This is a genomic window from Marinomonas pontica (assembly GCF_026191375.1).
Classification (GTDB): domain Bacteria; phylum Pseudomonadota; class Gammaproteobacteria; order Pseudomonadales; family Marinomonadaceae; genus Marinomonas; species Marinomonas pontica.
In genome coordinates, this window is record NZ_JAODTL010000006.1 from 1 (window position 1) to 25,880 (window position 25,880).

At 45.8% G+C, this 25,880-nt stretch carries 9 protein-coding genes; 6 read left to right on the forward strand and 3 right to left on the reverse strand.

Going from position 1 to position 25,880, the window contains the following annotated elements:
• Positions 1-297: 297 nt before the first annotated feature.
• Genes N5P32_RS00445 through N5P32_RS00455 form a run of 3 tightly spaced genes read left to right on the forward strand, consistent with a single transcriptional unit; the run spans position 298 to position 6,694 of the window.
• On the forward strand, positions 298-1,224 hold the full coding sequence (locus N5P32_RS00445; protein ID WP_265727243.1) for a nuclease-related domain-containing protein: 927 nt from the start codon (positions 298-300) through the stop codon (positions 1,222-1,224).
• Positions 1,221-5,261 carry an AAA domain-containing protein gene (locus tag N5P32_RS00450; protein ID WP_265727244.1) on the forward strand — a complete coding sequence of 1,347 codons (4,041 nt, stop codon included), beginning with the start codon at positions 1,221-1,223 and terminating at the stop codon, positions 5,259-5,261. The genes N5P32_RS00445 and N5P32_RS00450 overlap by 4 nt, the downstream gene beginning before the upstream one ends.
• Positions 5,258-6,694 (forward strand): hypothetical protein, encoded by a 1,437-nt coding sequence (locus N5P32_RS00455; protein WP_265727245.1) that lies wholly within the window; start codon positions 5,258-5,260, stop codon positions 6,692-6,694. Before N5P32_RS00450 ends, N5P32_RS00455 begins: the two co-directional genes overlap by 4 nt.
• 365 nt (positions 6,695-7,059) lie before the next feature.
• Here the strand turns inward: N5P32_RS00455 and N5P32_RS00460 are convergent, their stop codons facing one another.
• Entirely contained in the window at positions 7,060-8,187 is a 1,128-nt protein-coding gene (locus N5P32_RS00460) for a helix-turn-helix transcriptional regulator (RefSeq protein ID WP_265727246.1), read from the reverse strand.
• Positions 8,188-8,338: 151 nt separating this feature from the next.
• Here N5P32_RS00460 and N5P32_RS00465 point away from each other — a divergent pair, with 151 nt between their 5' ends.
• From N5P32_RS00465 to N5P32_RS00475, 3 genes are all read left to right on the forward strand, one after another.
• Complete coding sequence (locus N5P32_RS00465; RefSeq protein ID WP_265727247.1) at positions 8,339-18,172, forward strand: beta strand repeat-containing protein; 9,834 nt, start codon at positions 8,339-8,341, stop codon at positions 18,170-18,172.
• Between the two features lie 86 nt (positions 18,173-18,258).
• The gene (locus N5P32_RS00470) at positions 18,259-19,125 is read left to right on the forward strand and encodes a tetratricopeptide repeat protein (protein WP_265727248.1); all 867 of its coding nucleotides are present in this window, start codon (positions 18,259-18,261) and stop codon (positions 19,123-19,125) included.
• Positions 19,097-19,246 carry a hypothetical protein gene (locus N5P32_RS00475; RefSeq protein ID WP_265727249.1) on the forward strand — a complete coding sequence of 50 codons (150 nt, stop codon included), beginning with the start codon at positions 19,097-19,099 and terminating at the stop codon, positions 19,244-19,246. The genes N5P32_RS00470 and N5P32_RS00475 overlap by 29 nt, the downstream gene beginning before the upstream one ends.
• A 637-nt stretch (positions 19,247-19,883) precedes the next feature.
• Here the strand turns inward: N5P32_RS00475 and N5P32_RS00480 are convergent.
• Together N5P32_RS00480 and N5P32_RS00485 are read right to left on the reverse strand one after the other, a co-directional pair.
• A complete protein-coding gene (locus N5P32_RS00480) occupies positions 19,884-20,522 on the reverse strand; it encodes a hypothetical protein (protein ID WP_265727250.1) in 639 nt (212 codons plus the stop codon).
• Positions 20,464-25,860 (reverse strand): hypothetical protein, encoded by a 5,397-nt coding sequence (locus tag N5P32_RS00485; RefSeq protein ID WP_265727251.1) that lies wholly within the window; start codon positions 25,858-25,860, stop codon positions 20,464-20,466. The genes N5P32_RS00480 and N5P32_RS00485 overlap by 59 nt, the downstream gene beginning before the upstream one ends.
• Between the last annotated feature and the right edge of the window lie 20 nt (positions 25,861-25,880).

A 25,880-nucleotide genomic window follows, 5' to 3' on the forward strand; every position in this document is an offset into this window, starting at 1 on the left:
CATTGAAGGGTTTTAAGAATGCCTCTTAAATCGCTATAGAGGGGCAAGCCTTTATGCTTTGAATAAGAAGTTTGCTTTTAAGGCTAGCTAGAAGCATGTATCCACCACATAGTTATTGATATAATTAGAAAAATATAGATTCGAACTATAGCGACTTAGCTTCGAAAAGGTTTCCGCTCAAATAAATAATCTCTCAGCGTTGCAAGGGCGTGCTCTGGTCTCATGTGAGGACGCAGTGTTAATGAGTTCTTTATTTAATTGTAGCCTTTAAAAATTATTCTCATTTAGGAAAGCGGCATGGAAGTAGAAATTTGGGATGGTGGTTTACAAGAACAAGAAGTCGAAGCCATCGAGAAAATAAAGGCTTCCTTTTCAGGTTCTTATAAGGCACCTCCTGATCATGGAGGAACTCTTCGTGATCAGCTGCAAAGCAGTTATGGCAACAGCAAAGGTGTGTTTCCTTGGAAGGGGTATGCCGGTTTTCGTTTTGTTGAGTCAAAAAAAGAAGGCGAGTTCGACTTAGTCATTGTAACGCACTGCAACGTTATCATCGTTGAGTTGAAAGACTGGAACCATCAGCCTGTTACGGCACGCGGTGATACTTGGTATAAGGGCGACCAGAACATGGGTCGTTCGCCGGTCAGCGTAACTCGTGGCAAAAAGTTCACACTAGACAACAAGCTAAAGCGCCTGGCCCAACGTTTTACGAACAAAGGCTATGCCCCTTTTGTTCATTTCTTCGTTGTCATGACTGGAAATGCAGACTTCAGTCAGTTGCCTGAAGACCAGCTTCACCATACGATTTCATTAACGGATTTTCTTAAATTTGCTGATCGAAATACCTTTAATAAGCACTTCAGGCCACATCCTAATGCACAAGTTCTGAATCAAGATTTCCCCATTTTTGATAACTTGTTCTTTGGGCCTCAGACTGCGCCAAAAGCTCTAAGGGTAGATGGTTACGAAGCCAAGGATAAAATCTTTGAACACCCGAAGAAAGTGTATCGGGAGTACCTTGCAAAGTCTGAGATCTCGTCTAGTACCGAAGCATTGCTCCGCGTATGGAACTTCAAGAATGTCCAGGGAAGCAAGGCATACACTCCTGAAGGAAGAGCAGAGATTGTTTCCCGTGAACGTGAAGTATTACAGCACATCAACCACCAGAACCGGGACTTATATAACCACTGCTTGCGGTCACTGACGAGTTTCCAAAAGACGAGGTGACAGCAGAGTACAGTGAGGTATACGAACTTCCCCCTGGTCATGTGCGCTTTAATGAGTTTATCGGAAAATATGGCAAGGCTTTTTCAGAATTAGACCGCTTGAATGTCACTAAGCTGCTAATTGCTAAGTTTGGCGACCTGCACGAGATGAAAATTGCTCACAGGGATATAGCTGATCATAGTCTTTGGATCTCACCATCAAAAGAGGTTGCGCTTTCAAGCTTTATCTCTGCTTATCATCAACCTATTGGTACGGTTGGAGATTATCGCAAGAGTTTGTCAGTGGGTGCTGTTGAAGCACAAGACATGCTAGATGGGGGCGATTTGACGCCTTTTCAGCAGGATGTTCACGCCTTGGGTCTTGTTGCCTGGCACTTGCTTAGCGGGAAGCGTATGTCCCCTAAGAGCCTAGAAACCGTTCAGGATGACATGCTAAACAGTGAGCAATGGTATTCAGAAGTATTGTTGGATGCTGTTGCTGCAAAGTTGGCTTCTGCTACAGAGTTCTTTCATGCGTTGAAGCAAGCCGAACCTGCAGGCGAGGTTATTCCAACATTTGATGATGCTGAGCTTGAGCCTTACCGGCATGCTATCAACCACTCGCGTCAGTATCGGGAAGATGATGACTTTCTGGTAGAGACTTCTGAAAAAGAAGTCTATGTCTCAGGCGGAAGACTCGTAAAAGCTTGGTTAAATGTCGGTGGACAAGGAGATGATTCTGCAGCTAATTTCCAGGTTCTTAAGTTTCTGAAATTGCTAGATAAGCTTTCCTCAGTTAAACCGACTTACCTACCGGAAATTCGTGAGTTTGGTATTGCTTCTAAGTCATCGAGTCTGTACATGGTTACAGATCAAGTGCAAGGAGCAACTTGGGACAAGGCGCTGATTGCAGACGATGAAAAAATTGAGCTAGTTGGTAAGTTCGTTGCCGCTGTAGAGCACTTACACGGCCTTGGCGTTGCTCACGGCGATATCCATCCTGGCAATGTGATGCTGGAGACTGAAAGTCGCTCTCTTTACTTAATCGATATCCCAGACTTTTCACCTTCAGGAGAAGAGCCAAAGAACCACAGATACAGTCCTGAATATATAGATGGCTGTACCTCTTTTGAGCGTGACAACTTTGCAGTGATGAAGATGTCATGCGAATTGCTTGGCTTGCCTTGGGGGCATGAGTCTGAAACTTACCCAGCCCTGGCAAATGCGATCCGGACTGAGTTAGAAGATCCTCAATTTGGGTTTAAGGATTTAGGTCGTTTTAAGAAGGCGATAGATAGTGGTGACTCATCGTCAGAGCAAAGCCTAATTGAAATTACAGCAGGAAGCGCAGATGAAACTATTACTATCCTGCCAGATAATGGGCACCTATACGTAAAAATTGAGCCGAACCATACAAAGCCAACTGAAGCTAAAGTAACCTTTAGTGGCATTGGTGGTAATTTTTCTGCGATGTTCAGCAAACAGCAGAAGGCACTGCTTGTTGGCTTTAATCCGCGAGCTAGGTCATCTATTCGCAAGCAGGATATTGACGATAGCCAGTTTGAGATTGGTACTGGCATACGGATTATTCCTGGTCGGCCACAAGAAATGTCTGCTTTGACTGAGCTGCTCAATGAAGATGAGTCTTTTGCACGTGCGATTGAGCTGGCTACAGCACCTGAAGAAAAGCAAGAGCAGGAAGAAGGTACGCTAACTCTTCAGTTGAAGGAAGCCTTCTCAAGGCTAGACAAGCAGGCTGTGGAGCCAGCTTCGGCAAAGACGCTGGAAATACCGACTGCGAAATTGTGGCGGGCAATTCTGGATACTGAGACCGAGTCGTATCCAAATATTGAAGTCAGTGGTGAAATTGTTCCTGTAGCAGACGCTCATGGAGAACTTCTGATTCCTTACTCTGCTGATGTAGACCCTCTAGGTGGATTCAGCAGTAGTGATGAAGTCGAAGCATTATTGGTTGATCAGGAAGGTGTAGAGCGGTTTATTGGTGAGGTGTCACTTAAGAAGTCAGCACTTAAGGAGATCCGGCTGGTCAAAACCCGCGCGGCAGCATACAAATTGTCCGACTCTGATATTGTATTCTTTCGTACCAAGCAGGATCGTGCTTCATATCGCAAGCGTAAACGAGCTTTGGAGCGACTACTTGATCGAGAAGGCGTAATGCCCGATTTGATGGATCTCTTCGACCCATCTTGCGAGAAACCTGCTCAAAATTACGGCATCTCGTTAAGTGATACTGACTTCGCTAGGTATGACCGTGAAGACCAGCACGGAAACCAGATTAGCCTGAATGATCAGCAAAGAGAGGCGTTTACCAAGTTGGTTAACAATGGTCCTCTTTCCTTATTACAGGGGCCGCCAGGGACAGGTAAAACTGAGTTTATTGCGGCTTTTGTGCATTATTTGATTGAGAAGCAGAATACCAAACGTATCTTACTGGTTAGCCAGTCGCATGAGGCGGTGAATACAGCGGCTGAACGTATCAGAAAGCACTGTGCTCGTCTGAATACAGATCTGGAAGTTGTTAGGTTTAGTAACCGTGAAGGGGCTGTTTCTGCAGGGCTAAAAGATGTCTATTCGAACGCAATTACTACTGAGAAGCGTGAACTATTTAATGCTGAGAGTAAGTATCGCGTTGAAGCCTTAAGTGATGCTATTGGCTTGGAGCCTGAGTTCATTTCCAGTGTGGTGCTGGCAGAGCTTAAGTTGTTCAAGCAAATTGACCATCTTGAGACATTGCTCTATCAAGTCAATGACTTAAGTGATGAGAAAGACATAAAGGAGTTGAAAGAGATTTCAGCAGAACTCAATCTTTCAATCCGCTCCAAACTGAGCACTGAGTACGGTATTAGCTTGGATGCAGAAGCGAAGGTCTCTGAAGCAAAAGAAATAATAGTTTCCAAGTTGTGTAGGGAGTATGGTGTCAGACCTGATGAGGTGCGTCGAGTAAAAGCGTTAGCTAAGATATCTCGGGATATGCAGGACGCTTTGTCTGGAGAGCGAGTTAACTTTGATGAGTTCTATGCGCGCTCGAGACAGCTGGTGGCGGGTACATGTGTCGGTATTGGGCAGGGCCACATTGGTATTCAGGATAATATCTACGATTGGGTGATCATCGATGAGGCTGCTCGCTCAATTGCGAGTGAATTAGCCATCGCAATGCAGTCAGCTAGGCGTGTCTTGCTAGTAGGAGACCACCTGCAGCTTCCTCCATTGTACTCCGATGCTCATAAGGCAGCTTTGGCAAGAAAATTAGGGATCAATAGTTCGCGCACTGAGATCGATGAAGTTTTGCGAAGTGACTTTGCCCGCGCATTCAACTCTACCTATGGTGAACAAGCTAGCGCAGCTCTGCTGACGCAATATCGTATGGCTCCTCCTATCGGTGATTTGGTATCGAAGACCTTTTATGAAGGCAAGCTTCGAAATGGTGCACGAGCAATTCCAGATGTCTATCAGCATGCACCGCGAGCGTTGCGTAGTATGGTGACCTGGCTGGATACTTCTAACTTGGGCCAGCGGGCTCATCACTTGGAAGATCGGGGGACAAGTATCTATAACCGCTGCGAAGCTGATCAGGTTATTTTTGTGCTCAAACAGGTGTCAGAGAGTGTTGAATTTGTAGCAGAGCTATCGAAACTCACTAGTAAAGATGAAGCTGCTATCGGTGTGATTTGTATGTATGCCGAGCAAAAGCGATTGCTACGTCAGAAATTTAATCAGGAAATCTGGAGTGACGGCTTTAAGGATATAGTCAAAATTGACACGGTAGACAGCTATCAAGGTAAGGAAAATAGGATCATCATTCTGTCCTTAACTCGTTCGGATAAGCGTCATAGTCCTGGGTTCTTAAGAGCACCGAATCGAATCAATGTGGCAATGTCTCGTGCAATGGATCGTTTGTTGATTGTTGGCAATGCAGATATATGGAAAGGGAATAACAAAGAGCTGCCATTAGGCTCAGTTGTTCGTTACATGACTGAGCGAGGTCAGAATGCAGGATACACATTCCTCTCAGCTAAGCAGGATGGCAAACAGAAATGATGTCTGATAATAAAGTAACTTATCATGAGGTTGACTTCCTGCTACCCGCGCAGAGATTCAATATTCAGTTTTCATACATCTCTCAGAAAGGGCTGCCGTTTGTCAGAGAATTTATACTCAGACTTGTGCATGTCGCTCCAATGAGCAAGGCTCAAGTTTCGACCTATTTTGGCCTTAGCCGCCGTGAGACAGAAGAAGCGATTTCAGATCTGGTTCAGCGAGGTGAGCTGACTCTGGCAATAGATGGTCGCTTGGCCTTGACTGAAAAATCACAGGGTTACTTCACTGAGATTGGCGAGATACCACAGCTTTCAATTGTACAAGATAGTGGGGCTACTCTATCATTTGATCTGGCTACTTTTAGTTGCTTCAGTAATAAGAATGTTCAAGATAAATGGAAAGCTGGTATCCCCCTGAAGATTGATGCTAATAATGCTTCTCAAAGCGAAAGGTTGGTAGAGAAGCACTTTCAGCACCAGTTCAGTTATATTCTAGATAAGGGCTATCTATCTCATATACAGAATCAGAATGGAAAAGAGCGACCCTCTGTCTACACAGTAAATTCTGTCAACAAACTACGTCAGTTACCTTTGCGTTTGACTACAGAGTTTCAAATGGATATCGATGGTAAGCCTGTTGAACGTGAAGACTATGAAGAGCTAAATAGCTCGGAGTGTGTTCATGAACTGATGACTATAGAGCTCTCTCGTATATCAACGCCCAATAATTTTATGAGCATCTTCAAATCTATGGTGTCGCTCAGCGATGAAGAGACACTGAATCTTTTCGATTCTAGGACAAACTTAATCAATCCAAAGTATGTAGAGGATATGCAGGCTTTGGAAGAGCACACTGCTTCAGGTAGAGAGACTTTCCTAGGGCCAATCTACTCTAAAGTCAATTGGCAAAAACTGCAAAAGGCTTTGGCTCCCATGCTCGCGAAGCGCATCGAAAGTAAAGAGGACAAGGGAGGCGGTCGCTTTACTTGGATTGCGCCTTCAGACCCATTCTGGGCAAAGAGCGAACGTTTTATATCTAGCTTGAGCGACTTTATTGATAAATCGAGTACGAAAGATAAGCAGCTGTATAAGCCTGTGCTATATGTACCTGTGTCTGATGAAGGGGACTTCAGGGTAGCCAAGCAATGGAAGCATGAGCTTGGACAGTTCCACAAAGATGCTAAAGGTCTAGCTGAAGGTTTCTTAGATGGTAATGTTGAGATCCTTCATCTTGAGGATGAGGTGGCTGTTGTCATCTACCATTTTGCTCAACCAGAAACTTTGCCGGTTACAATGCCTCTGGGCTATGTAATAACTAACAAAGACCTGGTCAAGCAGCTTGGAAAGCTAGTTAATGACTATATCAAAGGTAGCTCTGCTTTTGATAAGCCAAATGACTGTGGGGCTTTAGATGCAATCGCAAAACGGCGTTGACTCTTTCAAACATGAAGTTAGGTACCTGAAGAAAACTGATCAGGTAAATTGTATCTTCTGGTACTTCGTCTGGGTATTGAAAAATATCAAACTTTAATGTCGCTTAGTTGAAGCGAAGGTAGTCAAAAAATATCAAACATTACCACTGTCTACCCACAAAAAAGCCTCATTTTTGTATCAAACTATAATGTCGCCGTACATGTGTTGTACAGCAACATTATAGTTTGATAAGAAACATTAATGTTTGATATAAAAACCCTAAAGCCCCGTTTTTGCTGGGTTCTTACTTGATTTAATCGTCAATTTTATATCAAACTTTAATGTAATTAGGTGGATTGGCTGGCCATTTTAAATGCCCAAAACAATCAAACTATGATGTCACCGTACATGTGTGCGCTGGTGAGAACATGGCGCACAAGGTCCGTTTGTGAATTTACGTTCATTTTATTGAAAACCATTTTTAATTGGCTGCGGACGGTTTGAACGCTGGTGTTCTTATCGTCTGCGATGTCATTGAGCGTTAGGCCGTTGGTTAACGCAATCACCAATTGCGCTTCTGCCGGGGTCAGTCGATACATGTCTTGTAGTGAGTCCGTAGAGGCAAACGAGCAAAGTTCTGGATGAGACAGGTACAGGATGACCTGATGGGGCTGAGCATCATAAAAAGGCAAAGACATTTCTTCTGTTTCAATGCTGCGGAGCATCATGGTTAATGGTGTGGATTGCGGTGTTCGCTTGATCTGTAATGACGGGATGGTTGTGTTGTTGTCCAATAGTTGTTGGATTGAGGTACGTAACGTGCGTTGATCGCTCGGGTTGCTGATTTTTAGCGTGTTATTTTCAATGGTCAATCCGAGATTTTTCTTGATTAAGGTGGAAGCCAGTTCATTGTGATAAGAGATTTTTAGCTCTCTGTCGATGACAATGACCCCTATAGGGATTCGTGATAGGGCTGAGTTTAATGAATCTTCTTTGTCTTTCAGTTGCTCCAAAATATCGGAGAATTCAAATACGCGCCGAAAGTGTGGGTAGAGCTTACCAAGTAACCTCAATTCGTCATCATTTAACTGCGTTTGTTCCATGCGTCTGTGCACCCCTAAGCCCACAAAGTAGCGGTCATTGTTGCAAATATTTAAGGCGCTGATGTAACCAACATTGTTAGGTAAGAGCAGTTGGCTATAAAAGTCAGGGTGCTCTATTTTGGATATGGTGTGGTCAATGGCAGGGCGAACACTTCCAGCTGGCAAGGCCGCCATGACCGTTGCAGTGGCGTCTAACTCCCCTAATTTTTGGTACGTTGTGATAAAGTCGTCAGGCAATCCATATTCACCCAGTACTCGAAATGTTCTTTTCTTGAAATTAATAAAAAATAGCCCTGCACTTCTTGCGTCAATTCCGATGCAAAGTTCCTCAAGTACTTTGTTCCAATTCTGATGGTCAAACCCTTTCTCGTAAATGCACTCTATTAGGTTAAGTGTGAGTGTTTGGTTCATCGTCTTCTCCACTTTAATACACTCTTAATGACGGCCCTTAAAAGAAATATACCCCATATGAGGTATGACGCAATCTTATTTGAGTTCTATATTGCAAGTATGTTGGAGGCATTTTGCTTGATCTTTATTCTTTCTTTACAGGTACGCTATTATGTCCAGTTCGATTTTTATTGTTGAAAAAGCACACAATATCCCCTTACATCGCTTTGAGCTAGGCGGGGCAACGACGCTGGTAGCTCAGCAAGGCAGCACCTATTCTCTGGTGGACTCGCTGACAGGGAAATACCCGACCGGCATTACGTTACTGAAAGATGAAGACAATCTGATGATTGTTCATAATGGCGAAGTCCTGTTGGTGATAGAAGGTTGCTACGACGACATAAAAGATGTCACCTTTGATGATCAAGGGGCCGTGTTTTCCAAGACAGCGTTTGTAGACATTGAAGCCGTCGAGCCTGTATGGAATGCCGAAGGAAGTGTGATTGTTGCTACTTCAGCCGCTTCGACAATAGACATGACCTTTCCCACCGAGATGCGACCTCAAGACAGCCTAGTCGATCGCCCAGAACCTGTGAAAGAAGAACCTAATTTTCGAAGCGAGCCTGTAAATCATGCGGAATCCGAAGGTATGGGCTGGGGTTGGTATGCGGCAGCCGCTTTAGGTGTGGGAGCATTAGGGGGCGCGGGTGGTTCCGGTGGTGGGTCAGGTTCTGGAAGTTCTGCGTCGTCATCATCAACCACTATTTCCAGTGCCGCAGGTATTTTCTTTTCTACCGTACAAATCGATTTGTATGATGCGTCAGGTAATTTAATTAGTTCAGCCGAGCATGACTATTCCACAGGTGATTATGTATACACTGGCAGTTATTCTGGGCCGATGCTGGTTGAGATAAGTGATATAAACGGTACAGATACAGACTATACGGATGAAACCACGGGTGAGGAAAAAAGCTTAGGTACATCCTTGCGTGCCATGACCACCACCGATGGTTCAACAGACAAAGCCATTAGCGTGACGCCACTAACTGAATTGGCCACACAGTTGGCGGGCGTAACATCCGAAAACCGTGCCGTGACAGAAGACAATGTCGCTATTAACAGCAAGGTAGCGACCTTGTTTGGTCTAGATGACATTCTAGACAAGCCAGCCGTAGTGACCGAAGACACTAGTTCAGCCGATGCCGCGTCTATCAAGTATGGTCAAGCATTGGCCATTTTATCCGGTGCCGATTCGGAAGCCGGTAGTGCAAGTGCGGCAGAAACCATTGCCACCATTGCAGACTCACTTAAAGAAGCGAATACCGATACCAGTGCGGACTTAAAGCTCACTTCGGAAGTAGCCGACATTTTAACCAAAGGCCTTGAAGCCTTTAACGACGGTCCGACGGGGCGAGACAATGCTATATCAACCACCTTTACGTTTAGTGGCGTACCGGTACTAGTCGATGGCGATGGCAATGCATTAAAAGTCATCAATGGCGAAGCCATAGAGTCTACAATAGAAGTAAAAATCAAAGGTGTGTCCGCTGATGACGTAGTGACTTTGACAGTCGGCGATAACACGGTGGATTATACGGTATTAGCGGGCGATGTTGTTGATGGTTATGCCTATGTGCCTATTACCGCAAGCTGGTTTGAAGCGGATGGTGACGGCAATTATGACGTTGTCGTCACTGTGAACGATGTTGATTCCACCACCACCATCAAAGTCGATACCACGGCACCAGATAAGCCCACCTTTGAACTTCATCAAGACACTGGGGAGCCAGACGGTGTTACTAGCGATACCACGGTTGACGTCACACTTGCGACTGGTGTAACGAACTGGCAATACTCTCTGGATGGTGGATCAACTTGGATTGCTCGTACATCAGGATCCAGCTTCGAGTTAAAAGGTGAGACCACTTACGTGGCGGGCGATATACAGGTTAAACAGGTCGACAAAGCAGGTAATGAAAGTGATGTAACGAGCAACGATTCGACGATCATTACACTGGAAACCTCTGCGCCTGATTTGAGTTATGAAGACACGGGAAGCAGTGACAGTGACGGCATCACTAGCAACACAACAGTAAACGTTAGCTTTGATGAAGGTGTGGATTTAGCTTCTTGGCAATACAGTCTAAATGGTGGCTCTACATGGACGGATGGCACCGGTACTTCGTTTGAACTGGCCGCTAACAAAACCTATCAAGCCGACACCATTCAAGTTAAGCAAATCGATACGGAAGGCAATGAAGAGCTGTCTGCCTTGTCCTCAAAAATTGTCACAGACACAGTTGCGACTACCCCCGTTATTTTCTTGGCAACCGACAGCGGCCAGAGCAAAACGGACGGCATCACCAATGACACAACGTACCGCGTTAAACTATCCATAGATACCGCCAACTGGGAATACAGCGTGGATAGCGGGGTGAATTGGGTAACAGGATCTGGCACCAGCTTTGAATTGGACGAAAATCAAACCTATGAGATTGGTAGTATTCAAGTCCGCCAAACCGATACGGCAGGTAATCTTAGCTCAGTCAAATCCAATACAGTTAAAGTGACAACCGACACAATTGAGCCAGATGCACCCAGTGCTTCATTGCATGATGACACAGGTGCAAGCGATGAAGATGGCATAACCAATGACACCACGGTAGATGTTGAACTGTCTGAAGATGCCGTTAGCTGGCAATACAGTTTAGATGGCGGTACTACTTGGTCAGCTTCTCAAGCGGCCTCTGTTACCAGCTTTGAATTAGCAGACAATACCACTTATCAAGTGGGTGATTTGCAAATTCGTCAATACGACGCAGCGGGCAATGTGAGTGTTGTGGATTCAAACAGTGACCAAGCCGTTAGCACGGACAGCCTTGTTGTTGAGCCAGAATTAACCTTCTCACTGACCTCAAATGATCTGACAAGCACCACAGTGAACGTGGCATTAGCTGACGACGTTGTGTCATGGGAATACAGCCTTGATGGTGGTGAAACCTGGAATGAAGGAACCGGCGAACGCTTTAGTTTAGAACCATTAACGGCTTATGAAACAAATGACATTCAAGTTCGTCAAACGGATATCGCAGGCAACGTCAGTGATATTGCAGCGAACGAAGCTTTAGAAACGGATGTGGCGATCGATCCGCCAAGTTTTGAATTGGCTTCCGATACCGGTGTTTCTGACGAAGATTTCATCACCTCAGCGACGACGGTGAATGTCACCTTGCTCGAAGGCGATGAAGGTGCCGTGAGCTGGAACTACAGCCTAGACGGTGGTGAAACGTGGTCTGATAATCAAGATATTTCAACGACCAGTTTTGAACTGTCAGACAATACCACCTACGAAGCGGGAGATATTCTAGTCACCCAGACCGATGCAGAAGGCAACACCAGTGCTTACGCATTGAATGACACCGCTGTGATTGTTGATTCTTTGGTTGATCAACCTTCATTTAGCTTAAATACGGATACTGGCGAATTTGACTTTGATGGCATTACCAATGATTTGGTCATCAACGTGGATTTGGCCGATGATGTATCGACTTGGCAATACAGTTTAGACAACGGCTCAACGTGGTTGGATGGCGAAGGCACCAGTTTTGAACTGGCTGCGAACACATCTTACGTTGCGGGCGCTATTCAAGTGAAGCAAACCGACGTGGCAGGCAATGAAAGTCTTGCCTATGAAAACGGTGACCCGATTACGACCGATACGCTTCCTCTGGATGCGCCAACCTTTAGCCTGAATAGTGATTCGGGTAGTAGCAATACAGATAATATTACCAATGATCTGACAGTAAATGTGGTGCTCTCTGAAGATGCCGTTGCTTGGCAATACAGTACGGACGCAGGCATAACGTGGCAAACAGGGGTTGGAGAGAGCTTTGACCTCTCCGCTGATGCCTCTTATTTGGCGGGCGATATTCAGGTTCGACATATAGACGTAGCAGGCAATATAAGTGCTTCAGCCAGTAACGAAGACACAATTGTAATAGACTCGACGGCAATTACACCGACGTTCTCATTGAATGTGGATTCAGGCATTGATGACTCAGATGGCATTACTAACCAAGTCCAAGTGAATTTTGACGCGAATGGCGAGACCAGCACACAAAGTTGGTCATACAGTTTAGACAGCGGCTCGACCTGGACAGTGGGAACAGGCACTAGCTTCTCACTTGACGATAATACCACCTACGCAATTGGTGCCATTCAGGTTAAACAAACGGACGCGGCGGGTAATGAATCGCTGGCTGGTTCTAATGAATCTGTGATTGTAACGGATTCTATTGCACCTACAGCACCAACCTTTGCTCTGCATGCTGACACGGGTGAATCGGACAGTGACTTTGTTACCAGTGATACCACCATAGATGTAACTTTGTCCGAAGACGCAGCCAGCTGGGAATATTCTTTAGACAGTGGCACTACATGGACAGAAGGTTCTGGCACTAGCTTTGAAATGGGCGGATTGCAAACCTATGAGATTGGCCACATTCAGGTTCGTCAGTTAGACGCCGCAGGAAATGTCAGTGCTGTAGCCAGCAATGAAGTGGCATTTGTATCGGATTCTCTGCCTGCTCCAGAAGTAGCACTGGCTGAAGATACAGGGCTGTTAGATAGCGACAACATCACCAACAATCTTACCATGAATGTCACCTTGGATACGAACGCGGTTAGCTGGCAATACAGTCTGGATGGCGGAGCGACTTGGGTTGTGGGTGAGGGCAGCAGTTTTGAGCTGGATGCGAATACGACCTATGCGGCAGAAAGCATTCAAGTTAAGCAGTTTGACGCTGATGACAACGAAAGTGCGATCTATAGCAATGAAAGTGATGTAATAACAGACACAGAATCTCAATTGGAAGAAGACATTTATCTCGCATCGGATAACAGCATCGATACGGTTATCGCCGAAGGCGATGACGAATTCTACGACGTAGAGCGCCATCGTGTGGGTGACAACGGCGATTTTGTGGTTTCGTGGATTAAGCAGGACAAGGATACAGGCGAAGCCTTGTTGATGAGTCAGTTTTACAATGCTGATGGCTCGGAAAAAAGTTTACCATTTGTATTGCCTGTCGATACAACAGAGGGTTATTACAATATTGAAAAAATAGTACCTGTTGGAAACAATGGTTCGATTGTCATTACGTGGGTTGGTGATTCGAGAGACGACAAGTTTGGAGACTATGGAAATCTTAGCAATTTGTTTTTCCAACTGTTTGATGCCGATGGTCGGCCAGTCGGAGAAATAAAGCAAAGTACTGCAACCAACGAGTGGATTGATGGTTCCGATATCATTGCTCTGAAAGATTCAGACCAGTTTATGCTTTCGTGGACAGAAGATTCATCTGATGGCACGACAGCGTATTTGCAAATTTTCGATTCACTAACCGGTGAAGAAGGCATCCTACTTACCTACGAGAACAGTGTCGTGGCAAGTGTGCTTCCAACAGGAAATAATGGCGAGTTCCTTGTTTTATGGAATGAAGTGGTCAGCTTTGAGGACGCATCCGCTATTGTCAAAGCGCAGACCTATTCGTCCGATGGAACGCCAATTGGCTCAACCATCGTACTGAACCCAGACGCGGGTGAATACAGCGATGGCATGTACCTTCTAGGAGACGGTGGCGCTTTTATTGCAGCGATGATTGATGAACAAAACATGACCTTGAGCTTGCAGTTAGTCAATGATAACGGCAGTTTAGGGGCGCGAGTCAGCCTGAGTGAATTTAGCGACTATGTGGATTTAGAAATTGGTATTGCCACATTAAATTCAGACAACGACTTTGCTGTCACTTGGATCGGCGTAAATGAGGCCGATGAACCCGTTATTTACACCCAGTCCTTTATGGTGGATGGAACGCCGCAAAACAATCCGATTGCCTTGCCATTCGAATTTGATGCTGACACAGATTATGACTTGTTTATCGAATCTGTCAGTGCTGAAACAGACGAAGGGTATTTCATTACAGCCGACTACTTTGAAGAAACGGGCGAAGGCAATAACTTTATCGCAGGTGGCGTGTACTTTGTTGATGGCAATGACGTTACAGAAATTGCCCTCAACGAAGAAGACGATAATTGGGCTTACTTTGACATTCGTGTGCTGAACGACAACAAGGATGTGTTGATTTTCAAAGACGGTCAAGACGACGAAACCTGGGAAGCGGATTCTTGGGTGCAAATTTACAACCCAGACGGCACAGCAAAAACAGAGAAGATTGAATTCACTGGCAACATCAATGACGTTGTTTGGACGCAGCTAAACAGTGAAGGCGACTTCTTTATATCTTGGATCGAATACAACGATTACTACGATGACGACAGTGCGAGTTGGGTTAATGACGTCACGCATCACTTACAAATGTTTAATGCTGATGGCACATCGATTACACCGATAGAGATTGATCAAGGGGATGAACTGCCGGTATCGGTGGCTGAAGCCGGCGCTGCGTATTTGGTCAGCCTTTCGGATTCTGCTTCCATTACGACATTGGCTGACATCTTAGCCTTAGAAGAAGGCAGCTGGAGCAGTGTCGAGGTTGGTGCAGATACCGACCATGTGTTGAGTACAGAGGGACTTCCTGCTGGCCAATACGTGGTTTATGCCACAGACGTTGCTGGCAATATTACGCTAAACACAACGGTTGTAACGATCAGTGCTGAGTTACTCGCTGAGCCTGAAGTGGATTTGAATGAAGATACTGGCTTATCTAATGAGGATTTAATCACCAGTGATACACAAGTAAATGTCACTCTGACGGACGGAGCAGTACGTTGGGAATATTCACTTGATCATGGCGTAACTTGGGTTGAAGGGGAAGGAACGTCTTTTAATCTGACACAAAATACCACTTTCGATTATTACGACATTCAAATCAGACAATATGACGCGGATGACAATGTCAGCGAGATTGCCACGAACTCAGATGGGTATGTAATCACGGATAACATTATTTCTGATCCTATCATAGAGATCGTGGGCAACACCGTGTTAGTGACGTTTGATGATGATTTAGAATACTGGGAATACTCCCTAGATGGCGGTAATAACTGGACAGACGCGACGGGAGATAGCTTCTCACTAGAACCGAATACCACATATAACGCAGGCGATATTATTGTCTATGCGGAAGATCGCGCAGGAAACGACGTAGAGCTTGCTTACGATCAAGTGATTGTGACAGGCGACGCTTATGAAGCGCCAAGCTTTGCATTGTTTGAAGACAGTGGTGTATCGGACAGTGATGGTGTAACCAGTGAAGGTTCCTTGAACGTGCAGTTATCTGATGATGCAGTGGCGTATGAATATTCACTGGATGGTGGAGTCACTTGGCAATTCGGTTCAGGTGCTTATATCTTGTTAGACGAAGAGGAAACCTTCCCTGCGAGTGATTTTGTGGGTTATCAATACGATGCTGAGGGTAACGAAACCGAGCTGTTAACAAGTTACAGTGAAGAGCACCTAGACGAAGACATTGATTTTGCAATTGGATTTCTTCTATCTGAAGGGACCGTTAGCTGGCGTTATTCAAAGGACGGAGGCGAAACCTTTACTGAGGTCGAGTGGGCCGATGCCGATGGGCATTTCATCGATTTAGACTATGGCGAGGAATACGCCATTGGTGATATCCAAGTCCGTCAAATTAAATCAACGGGCGAAGTGAGTGCCATTGCGTCCAATGATCAAGTCATTATTACGGACGATGACAGCCCTTATGATGCGGTTTATGCAAACAGTGACTCGCCTTATGACGATACGGTCGACGTATCAGGTTTCCAAAAACTGGATGGCGGCTTAGGCGACACAGCGGTTGCAAGCATGGATTACCAAAAAGCCATCCAGCTTGGTGACACTGGAACGTATGTGTCTATGTGGTATCTCAATACAGAATCCGAAGAGGTGAACTCTCAATTAGTGGTTCAAATGTTGGGGGCAAATGGCGAGCCGACATCAGACTACATGAGAATCGAGCATGACAGCATTACAGAATACCTGGATCTGATGGCGGCGATACCATTAGCAGACACCGGGTCTTTTGTGGTGACGTGGGAACAGTACGACGATGGGTCAGATACTTCCGACTATTACTACCAAATCTTTGACGAAAACGGCGCGGTTGGCGACCTGCAAAGTCTAGAAAACTACTTAGGTTATTACGGTCAGTTTACTGACTCCTTTATTGTTCCTGTTGGTAGCGAAGGCAACTTTGTAGTGACCGACAATTACTATGACGAAGGTCAAAGCCTCAGAATGCTAACCGCGACCTTAATGAACGCGGAAGGTGAGGTCATTGCAGAAATAACCACTTCTGGAGACCCTGATGATCCTAAGGATGACAGTCAAGTACATATCAGAGCTGTTGGCGAAGACGGAAATTTTGTCGTCGTGTCGAAATACGAAGCGCAATTGTATTCCAGCTCAGGCGTAGCCATTGGCGACTCCATGCCTCTAAACAGCGCAGTCTCAAATGCGCAATTTGAAGGTGTTGAGGCGCTGGGCGACTCAGGCGGCTACATCATTACTTCAGCCAAATACACCTATGTCGACGACGACAACCGATATCCAGTAGTCTACGCGCAGATCTTTAATGCTGATGGAGAATACCAAGGCGACAGTATTGAACTTGGGGAAGGTGGGTTGAACACGAGTATACATCACTCTCGTTCAGATATTGGCTTAATTGGTGACGATAAAGTGGTCGTCTCTTGGACAACACGAGATTCTGACGGCGGTGCTGGTGCGAGAATTACCTATTTTCAGACTATTAATATCAACGATGGCACCTTGTCTGGAGAGGCTATCACGCCATTTGCCAGCATTGGCGAGAGTGAAGAAATTTCCGTTCGTATTGCGAATATTTTTCCGGTTGGGGAACAGGGTGATTATGTTTTGCTAGGCCGTGTGGACTTTGATGCTTCAGACGATCGAGAATACTATGTCAAATTCGTGACGGCGGATGGGGTTGTTGTCGATCTGGATGACGTCGGTATTTCTGCAGATAGCAATCCTCGCTTTACCGTTGAGTCCGTTGGGGACGAAGGAGCTTTTGTTGTCGCTTGGAACCAAACTAACCTAAATGGTTGGGGGGTAAGTGTTCAACTTTACAATGTCGACGGTGAAGCAGTAGGAGATACCGTTTTGTTGGAAGCTGATCCGTTTGGCTCTTTTGACAGAACGCCTTCTATTATTGAGTTAAGTGGCGGGGAATACATGGTGACATGGATCGGTGACACTTATGATGACTCCGAAACCGTTACGGATGTGTATTCGCAAAAATTCAACGCGGACGGTACGTTAGCGGATCAATCTACCGTGTATGTAGACGGTGATGTGCCTGTCGAAAGCAACGAAGATGGCTTTGCGTATTTGGTCAACAGCAGTCTATTTGCTTCGGACTTTTTGTCCGATGAGGATCAATGGTACGACGGGTTGTTCGATACCATATTGAACGCGGACGAATCTTACTGGAACAGCGCAGAGGTGACGGCTGGCGTCGAAACCAGCGTCTCGACAGACGGTCTCGAAGGCGGAACCTACTACATGATAGTAACGGATTTGGCGGGTAACGTGAGTGTCAATGATGTGGGTATTGTTGTGGCGGAAACCGTGGTGTTTGACCTGACCACAGGGGATTCAACCGATGTTGATGATCAATCCTTCTCGGCCAATATAACCTATGACATATATATCAATGTAGGAGATGGCTCTAGCCTGACGCTGAATAACGGTGAACAATGGACTTTTGCCAATAATCTTGGCGACGATGACAGAATTACCTTGGTCAGCGACACGACGATTACCAGTTTCTCGGCAGACACTTTTGACAATATTACTTGGTCTACTGACTCTGATGACGTGGTATTAAACAGTGAGGGTGAATTTAGCATCGCAGCCGAGAGTGTAGACCTATGGGAAAATACTTGGGCGTCAAACCCAGATGCGGGTTTAATTCTATCTCAAGTTATCGCCACTGAAACGCCAGACGTTTAGACGACAAGGAGTGATCAAATCGGCGTTTAACCGTTATGCAGACTCAATAAGCATAATGGTTAAACCAAGATTTGATGTGATCATTTATGGATTCTACACTGACGTTACTGCGTGACCTAGCGGAGCAGCAAGAATATCAGGCGTTGTATCATGCTTGTTGTGAGCAACTGCTGCAGGCTGAAACTCGGCCCGTTCAGCTGTTATTGTCCTTAGCTTATGCGCAAATTGGTGAGCAAGAAGCGGCACGAGCCTTACTTCATCGCGTACAAAATAGTGTTGTCTCTTCTTCACTTCCTTGTTCGCTGTCGTTTCTCGAGTCGCAAGATTTGAGTGCAATATACTTAGCCCTATCAGAGCAAGAAAACGCAGAATCTGTATTGGATGAGCTTTTGCAACAATCGCCCGATAATGCGCTCCTGATCGCTCGAAAGGCCTATTGCCGACTAATGCAACATGATCGCCTTGCGGCGTATGATTTGTACCGTCGCGCGTTCGCGCTGGACAACAGCAAGGTTGAAATAGCGATTAACCTTTGCCTAATGCTATTGGCCAATCAAACCGACAAAGACGCCGCGTTTCTGTCTGACACTTCCCTTGTGATGACGCAGATACAATCGTACTTGGCGCAAGCCGATCGTCAGTTCGAGCGAAACCAAGACCGTTATTCCGCGGCACACTGCCAGCATTTACGATCTCAGCTTAACGGGATTCGTATTGAATCTTGGTTACTAGAAGGTAAATTGGCCCATGCCGAACATTGGCTGCAGACTCAATTCAATGACCTGATTGAATATCGTGACAATGTACTTTTATTGGCCGATCAATTGTGCCGAAATGGGGGCACGATTTACCGCAGAAGCCATGTTGTTAGTGGCGGCGAAACAATCACCGCACGAGCCCGTTTTTTATCAGCAACTGGCCGAATTGTCTCATCAACAATCTCATCACGCTGACGCCGCGTATTATCAAGCACAATATCGTACTCGCGCCTTGCGTACCGACAGCGCAGATCGTATTTATGATGCCCGTGATGATCTTTCTGATCGCTTACCATTGCTGGATTTTCAACTTTGACAGTGAACGAGTAAGGGCACGGTTTACGCCTGCATTTTGGGCATCGCGTATGAACGAAACCCACTTACGAGAAAATGGGGCATGTTCCCAAATGCATCGATCAGTATTTATTGCAGGTGTGCCTTTTCGGGTATTTCGTTGCTAGAACAGTGGTTGATGTGCGTGCCAAATGTCATCGGTTGGTGTGTCGGCTCATTTTCCTGTGCTGGTGGAAGGGCTGAACCGCAGCATAGAAAAAAGGCAGTGAGCGTGCTCATCCAATACAGATTCTGCGTTTTCTTGCTCTGATAGGGCTGGTATATTGCACTCAAATCTTGCGACTCGAGAAACGACAGCGAACAAGAAGTGAAGAAGAGACAACACTATTTTGTACGCGATGAAGTAAGGCTCGTGCCGCTTCTTGCTCACCAATTTGCGCATAAGCTAAGGACAATAACAGCTGAACGGGCCGAGTTTCAGCCTGCAGCAGTTGCTCACAACAAGCATGATACAACGCCTGATATTCTTGCTGCTCCGCTAGGTCACGCAGTCAACGTCAGTGTAGAATCCATAAATGATCACATCAAATCTTGGTTTAACCATTATGCTTATTGAGTCTGCATAACGGTTAAACGCCGATTTGATCACTCCTTGTCGTCTAAACGTCTGGCGTTTCAGTGGCGATAACTTGAGATAGAATTAAACCCGCATCTGGGTTTGACGCCCAAGTATTTTCCCATAGGTCTACACTCTCGGCTGCGATGCTAAATTCACCCTCACTGTTTAATACCACGTCATCAGAGTCAGTAGACCAAGTAATATTGTCAAAAGTGTCTGCCGAGAAACTGGTAATCGTCGTGTCGCTGACCAAGGTAATTCTGTCATCGTCGCCAAGATTATTGGCAAAAGTCCATTGTTCACCGTTATTCAGCGTCAGGCTAGAGCCATCTCCTACATTGATATATATGTCATAGGTTATATTGGCCGAGAAGGATTGATCATCAACATCGGTTGAATCCCCTGTGGTCAGGTCAAACACCACGGTTTCCGCCACAACAATACCCACATCATTGACACTCACGTTACCCGCCAAATCCGTTACTATCATGTAGTAGGTTCCGCCTTCGAGACCGTCTGTCGAGACGCTGGTTTCGACGCCAGCCGTCACCTCTGCGCTGTTCCAGTAAGATTCGTCCGCGTTCAATATGGTATCGAACAACCCGTCGTACCATTGATCCTCATCGGACAAAAAGTCCGGAAGCAAATAGACTGCTGTTGACCAAATACGCAAAGCCATCTTCGTTGCTTTCGACAGGCACATCACCGTCTACATACACGGTAGATTGATCCGCTAACGTACCGTCCGCGTTGAATTTTTGCGAATACACATCCGTAACGGTTTCGGAGTCATCATAAGTGTCACCGATCCATGTCACCATGTATTCCCCGCCACTTAACTCAATAATAGAAGGCGTTCTGTCAAAAGAGCCAAACGGATCAGCTTCCAACAAAACGGTATCTCCTACTGCTTCACCGTCGACATTGTAAAGTTGAACACTTACCCCCCAACCATTTAGGTTAGTTTGGTTCCAAGCGACAACAAAAGCTCCTTCGTCCCCAACGGACTCAACGGTAAAGCGAGGATTGCTATCTGCAGAAATACCGACGTCATCCAGATCGACAACAACCCCATCCGCCGTCACGAATTTGACATAGTATTCTCGATCGTCTGAAGCATCAAAGTCCACACGGCCTAGCAAAACATAATCACCCTGTTCCCCAACCGGAAAAATATTCGCAATACGAACGGAAATTTCTTCACTCTCGCCAATGCTGGCAAATGGCGTGATAGCCTCTCCAGACAAGGTGCCATCGTTGATATTAATAGTCTGAAAATAGGTAATTCTCGCACCAGCACCGCCGTCAGAATCTCGTGTTGTCCAAGAGACGACCACTTTATCGTCACCAATTAAGCCAATATCTGAACGAGAGTGATGTATACTCGTGTTCAACCCACCTTCCCCAAGTTCAATACTGTCGCCTTGGTATTCTCCATCAGCATTAAAGATCTGCGCGTAGACTACTGGATATCGGTTGTCGTCGTCGACATAGGTGTATTTGGCTGAAGTAATGATGTAGCCGCCTGAGTCGCCCAGCGCCTCAACACCTTCAAATTGCGCATTTGAGACTGCGCTGTTTAGAGGCATGGAGTCGCCAATGGCTACGCCTGAGCTGGAATACAATTGCGCTTCGTATTTCGACACGACGACAAAATTTCCGTCTTCGCCAACAGCTCTGATATGTACTTGACTGTCATCCTTAGGATCATCAGGGTCTCCAGAAGTGGTTATTTCTGCAATGACCTCACCTTCCGCGTTCATTAAGGTCGCGGTTAGCATTCTGAGGCTTTGACCTTCGTCATAGTAATTGTCGGTCACTACAAAGTTGCCTTCGCTACCAACAGGAACAATAAAGGAGTCAGTAAACTGACCGTAATAACCTAAGTAGTTTTCTAGACTTTGCAGGTCGCCAACCGCGCCGTTTTCGTCAAAGATTTGGTAGTAATAGTCGGAAGTATCTGACCCATCGTCGTACTGTTCCCACGTCACCACAAAAGACCCGGTGTCTGCTAATGGTATCGCCGCCATCAGATCCAGGTATTCTGTAATGCTGTCATGCTCGATTCTCATGTAGTCTGATGTCGGCTCGCCATTTGCCCCCAACATTTGAACCACTAATTGAGAGTTCACCTCTTCGGATTCTGTATTGAGATACCACATAGACACATACGTTCCAGTGTCACCAAGCTGGATGGTTTTTTGGTAATCCATGCTTGCAACCGCTGTGTCGCCTAAGCCGCCATCCAGTTTTTGGAAACCTGATACGTCGACCGTATCGTCATAAGGCGAGTCACTGTTTGCATAAACCGCATCATAAGGGCTGTCATCGTCCGTAATAATGACTTGATCATTGGACGCAATGGCACTCACTTCGCCCGTTGATTTAATTTGACGGACTTGGATATCACCAATGGCGTATTCCTCGCCATAGTCTAAATCGATGAAATGCCCATCGGCATCGGCCCACTCGACCTCAGTAAAGGTTTCGCCTCCGTCCTTTGAATAACGCCAGCTAACGGTCCCTTCAGATAGAAGAAATCCAATTGCAAAATCAATGTCTTCGTCTAGGTGCTCTTCACTGTAACTTGTTAACAGCTCGGTTTCGTTACCCTCAGCATCGTATTGATAACCCACAAAATCACTCGCAGGGAAGGTTTCCTCTTCGTCTAACAAGATATAAGCACCTGAACCGAATTGCCAAGTGACTCCACCATCCAGTGAATATTCATACGCCACTGCATCATCAGATAACTGCACGTTCAAGGAACCTTCACTGGTTACACCATCACTGTCCGATACACCACTGTCTTCAAACAATGCAAAGCTTGGCGCTTCATAAGCGTCGCCTGTCACAATCACTTGATCGTAAGCAAGCTCTACGTCGTTTCCTGCGCGATCTTCCGCATAGACAATAATATCGCCTGCGTTATATGTGGTATTCGGTTCTAGTGAGAAGCTATCTCCCGTCGCGTCTGTCCAGTTATTACCGCCATCTAGGGAGTATTCCCAGTATTCTAAATCATCATCAAACGTCACTAACACGGTGTTGCCCACGATCTCTATGATAGGATCAGAAATAATGTTATCCGTGATTACATACCCATCTGAGTTCGTGGCAATCTCGCTGACATTGTCATCCGCGTCATATTGTCTGATTTGAATGTCGTAATAATCGAAAGTGGTATTTTGTGTCAGATTAAAAGACGTTCCTTCCCCTTCAACCCAAGTTACGCCATGATCAAGTGAATATTCCCAACGTACTGCTCCGTCCGTCAGAGTGACATTTACTTGTGTATCACTGGTGATTAAATCCTCATTAGATAAGCCAGTATCTTCATTCAAATCCACTTCAGGCTCAGCGAGTAACTCAGCACTGATCGTTACAACCGTTGTGTTTAGCGTAATATTGCCAGCAACGTCTGTGGCATAAACCACGTATTGGCCAGCAGGAAGTCCCTCTGTACTCAACACATGGTCGGTATCTGCACCAACCTCGACACTGCTCCAGCTGCCTTCTTCTAAGGCTAAGATGTCAGCCAATGTCGTAATGGAAGCAGAATCCGAAAGGCTGACCAAATACGCAGCGCCGGCTTCAGCCACCGATACCGGCAGTTCATCCCCTTGATCAATCTCTATCGGTGTAATCGATGTGCCATCAGCATTAAACATTTGTAAGTGATGCGTGACGTCATTAACCCAACTCGCACTGTCGTCATCGTAGTAATCGTTGTATTCGATCCAAGATATAAAGAAGTCGCCTTCACTGTTTAGCTGCGTCCAAACAACGTCATTGATGTTGCCAGTGAATTCAATCTTCTCTGTTTTTGCTGTGCCGTCTGGGTTGTAAATTTGCACCCAAGAATCCGCTTCCCAGGTTTCGTCGTCTTGACCGTCTTTGAAAATCAACACATCCTTGTTGTCGTTCAGCACACGAATGTCAAAGTAAGCCCAATTATCGTCTTCTTCGTTGAGGGCAATTTCTGTAACGTCATTGCCATCAACAAAGTACACGCCACCTGCGATAAAGTTATTGCCTTCGCCCGTTTCTTCAAAGTAGTCGGCTGTAATGAAATACCCTTCGTCTGTTTCAGCACTGACAGATTCGATAAACAAGTCATAATCTGTGTCAGCATCAAATTCGAATGGCAAGGCAATCGGATTGTTTTGCGGCGTTCCATCCACCATAAAGGACTGGGTGTAAATAACGGGTTCATCGGCCTCATTTACGCCGATCCAAGTGACAGCAAAGTCGTTGTCTGAATTTAATGTGGCAATACCAATTTCTAAATCCACATAGTCGCTAAATTCACTCAGGCTGACTCGCGCCCCTAAACTGCCGTTATCATTGACTAACTGCAAGCTCAAGGTCATGTTTTGTTCATCAATCATCGCTGCAATAAAAGCGCCACCGTCTCCTAGAAGGTACATGCCATCGCTGTATTCACCCGCGTCTGGGTTCAGTACGATGGTTGAGCCAATTGGCGTTCCATCGGACGAATAGGTCTGCGCTTTGACAATAGCGGATGCGTCCTCAAAGCTGACCACTTCATTCCATAAAACAAGGAACTCGCCATTATTTCCTGTTGGAAGCACACTTGCCACGACACTGTTCTCGTAGGTAAGTAGGATGCCTTCTTCACCGGTTAGTGAATCGAAAATTTGCAAATACGCTGTCGTGCCATCAGATGAATCTTCTGTCCACGAAAGCATAAACTGGTCTGAATCTTTCAGAGCAATGATATCGGAACCATCAATCCACTCGTTGGTTGCAGTACTTTGCTTTATTTCTCCGACTGGCCGACCATCGGCATCAAACAGTTGGAAAAACAAATTGCTAAGATTTCCATAGTCTCCAAACTTGTCGTCTCTCGAATCACCAACCCACGTAATGACAATCGAACCATTGTTTCCAACAGGTACTATTTTTTCAATATTGTAATAACCCTCTGTTGTATCGACAGGCAATACAAATGGTAAACTTTTTTCCGAGCCATCAGCATTGTAAAACTGACTCATCAACAAGGCTTCGCCTGTATCCTTGTCCTGCTTAATCCACGAAACCACAAAATCGCCGTTGTCACCCACACGATGGCGCTCTACGTCGTAGAATTCGTCATCGCCTTCGGCGATAACCGTATCGATGCTGTTATCCGATGCGAGATAAATGTCTTCTTCCAATTGAGATTCTGTGTCTGTTATTACATCACTTTCATTGCTATAGATCGCACTTTCGTTGTCATCAGCGTCAAACTGCTTAACTTGAATGCTTTCTGCCGCATAGGTCGTATTCGCATCCAGCTCAAAACTGCTGCCCTCACCCACAACCCAAGTCGCTCCGCCATCCAGACTGTATTGCCAGCTAACCGCGTTCGTATCCAAGGTGACATTCATGGTAAGATTGTTGGTGATGTTGTCGCTATCTAACAGCCCTGTATCTTCAGCCAGTGCTACTTCTGGAGCAGGCAGAGAATCCGATACAAATGCCACTTCATTGCTGGCTACAGCACTGACATTTCCTGCGGCGTCTAACTGACGAACCTGAATGTGGCCAATCTCATAGGTTTGCAATCCGCCCATTTCAAAGCTAGTGCCAGAACCTTCTGTCCATGTAGTGCCACTGTCTAAAGAATATTCCCAGCTGGCTGCGTCTTCGGACAAAGTTACATCTATGGTGGTATCACTGGTAACAAAGTCACTGTCCGATTCACCCGTGTCAGCATGCAGAGCAAAGGTTGGTGCTGTAGGTGCAATAGAATCCGTTACAATCACAGATTCATTAGAACCAGCCAGCGATTCATTACCCGCCGCGTCCGTTTGTTTAACCTGAATGGCACCAATTGCGTAGGTGGTATTATCGTCAAGTGAGAAGCTAGTGCCTGTTCCCACTGTCCAGGTCGAGCCGCTGTCTAAACTGTATGACCAACTTTGTGTGCTGGTCTCGCCATTCGCGTCAAAATTCACTTGGACTTGGTTAGTAATGCCATCTGAGTCATCAATGCCTGAATCCACATTCAATGAGAACGTCGGTGTAATTG

Coding starts and splice junctions, on each gene's coding strand:
- N5P32_RS00445 (WP_265727243.1), top strand. CDS start 298: ATGGAAGTAGAAATTTGGGATGGTGGTTTACAAGAACAAGAAGTCGAA.
- N5P32_RS00455 (WP_265727245.1), top strand. CDS start 5,258: ATGATGTCTGATAATAAAGTAACTTATCATGAGGTTGACTTCCTGCTA.
- N5P32_RS00460 (WP_265727246.1), bottom strand. CDS start 8,187: ATGAACCAAACACTCACACTTAACCTAATAGAGTGCATTTACGAGAAA.
- N5P32_RS00465 (WP_265727247.1), top strand. CDS start 8,339: ATGTCCAGTTCGATTTTTATTGTTGAAAAAGCACACAATATCCCCTTA.
- N5P32_RS00470 (WP_265727248.1), top strand. CDS start 18,259: ATGGATTCTACACTGACGTTACTGCGTGACCTAGCGGAGCAGCAAGAA.
- N5P32_RS00480 (WP_265727250.1), bottom strand. CDS start 20,522: ATGGCTTTGCGTATTTGGTCAACAGCAGTCTATTTGCTTCCGGACTTT.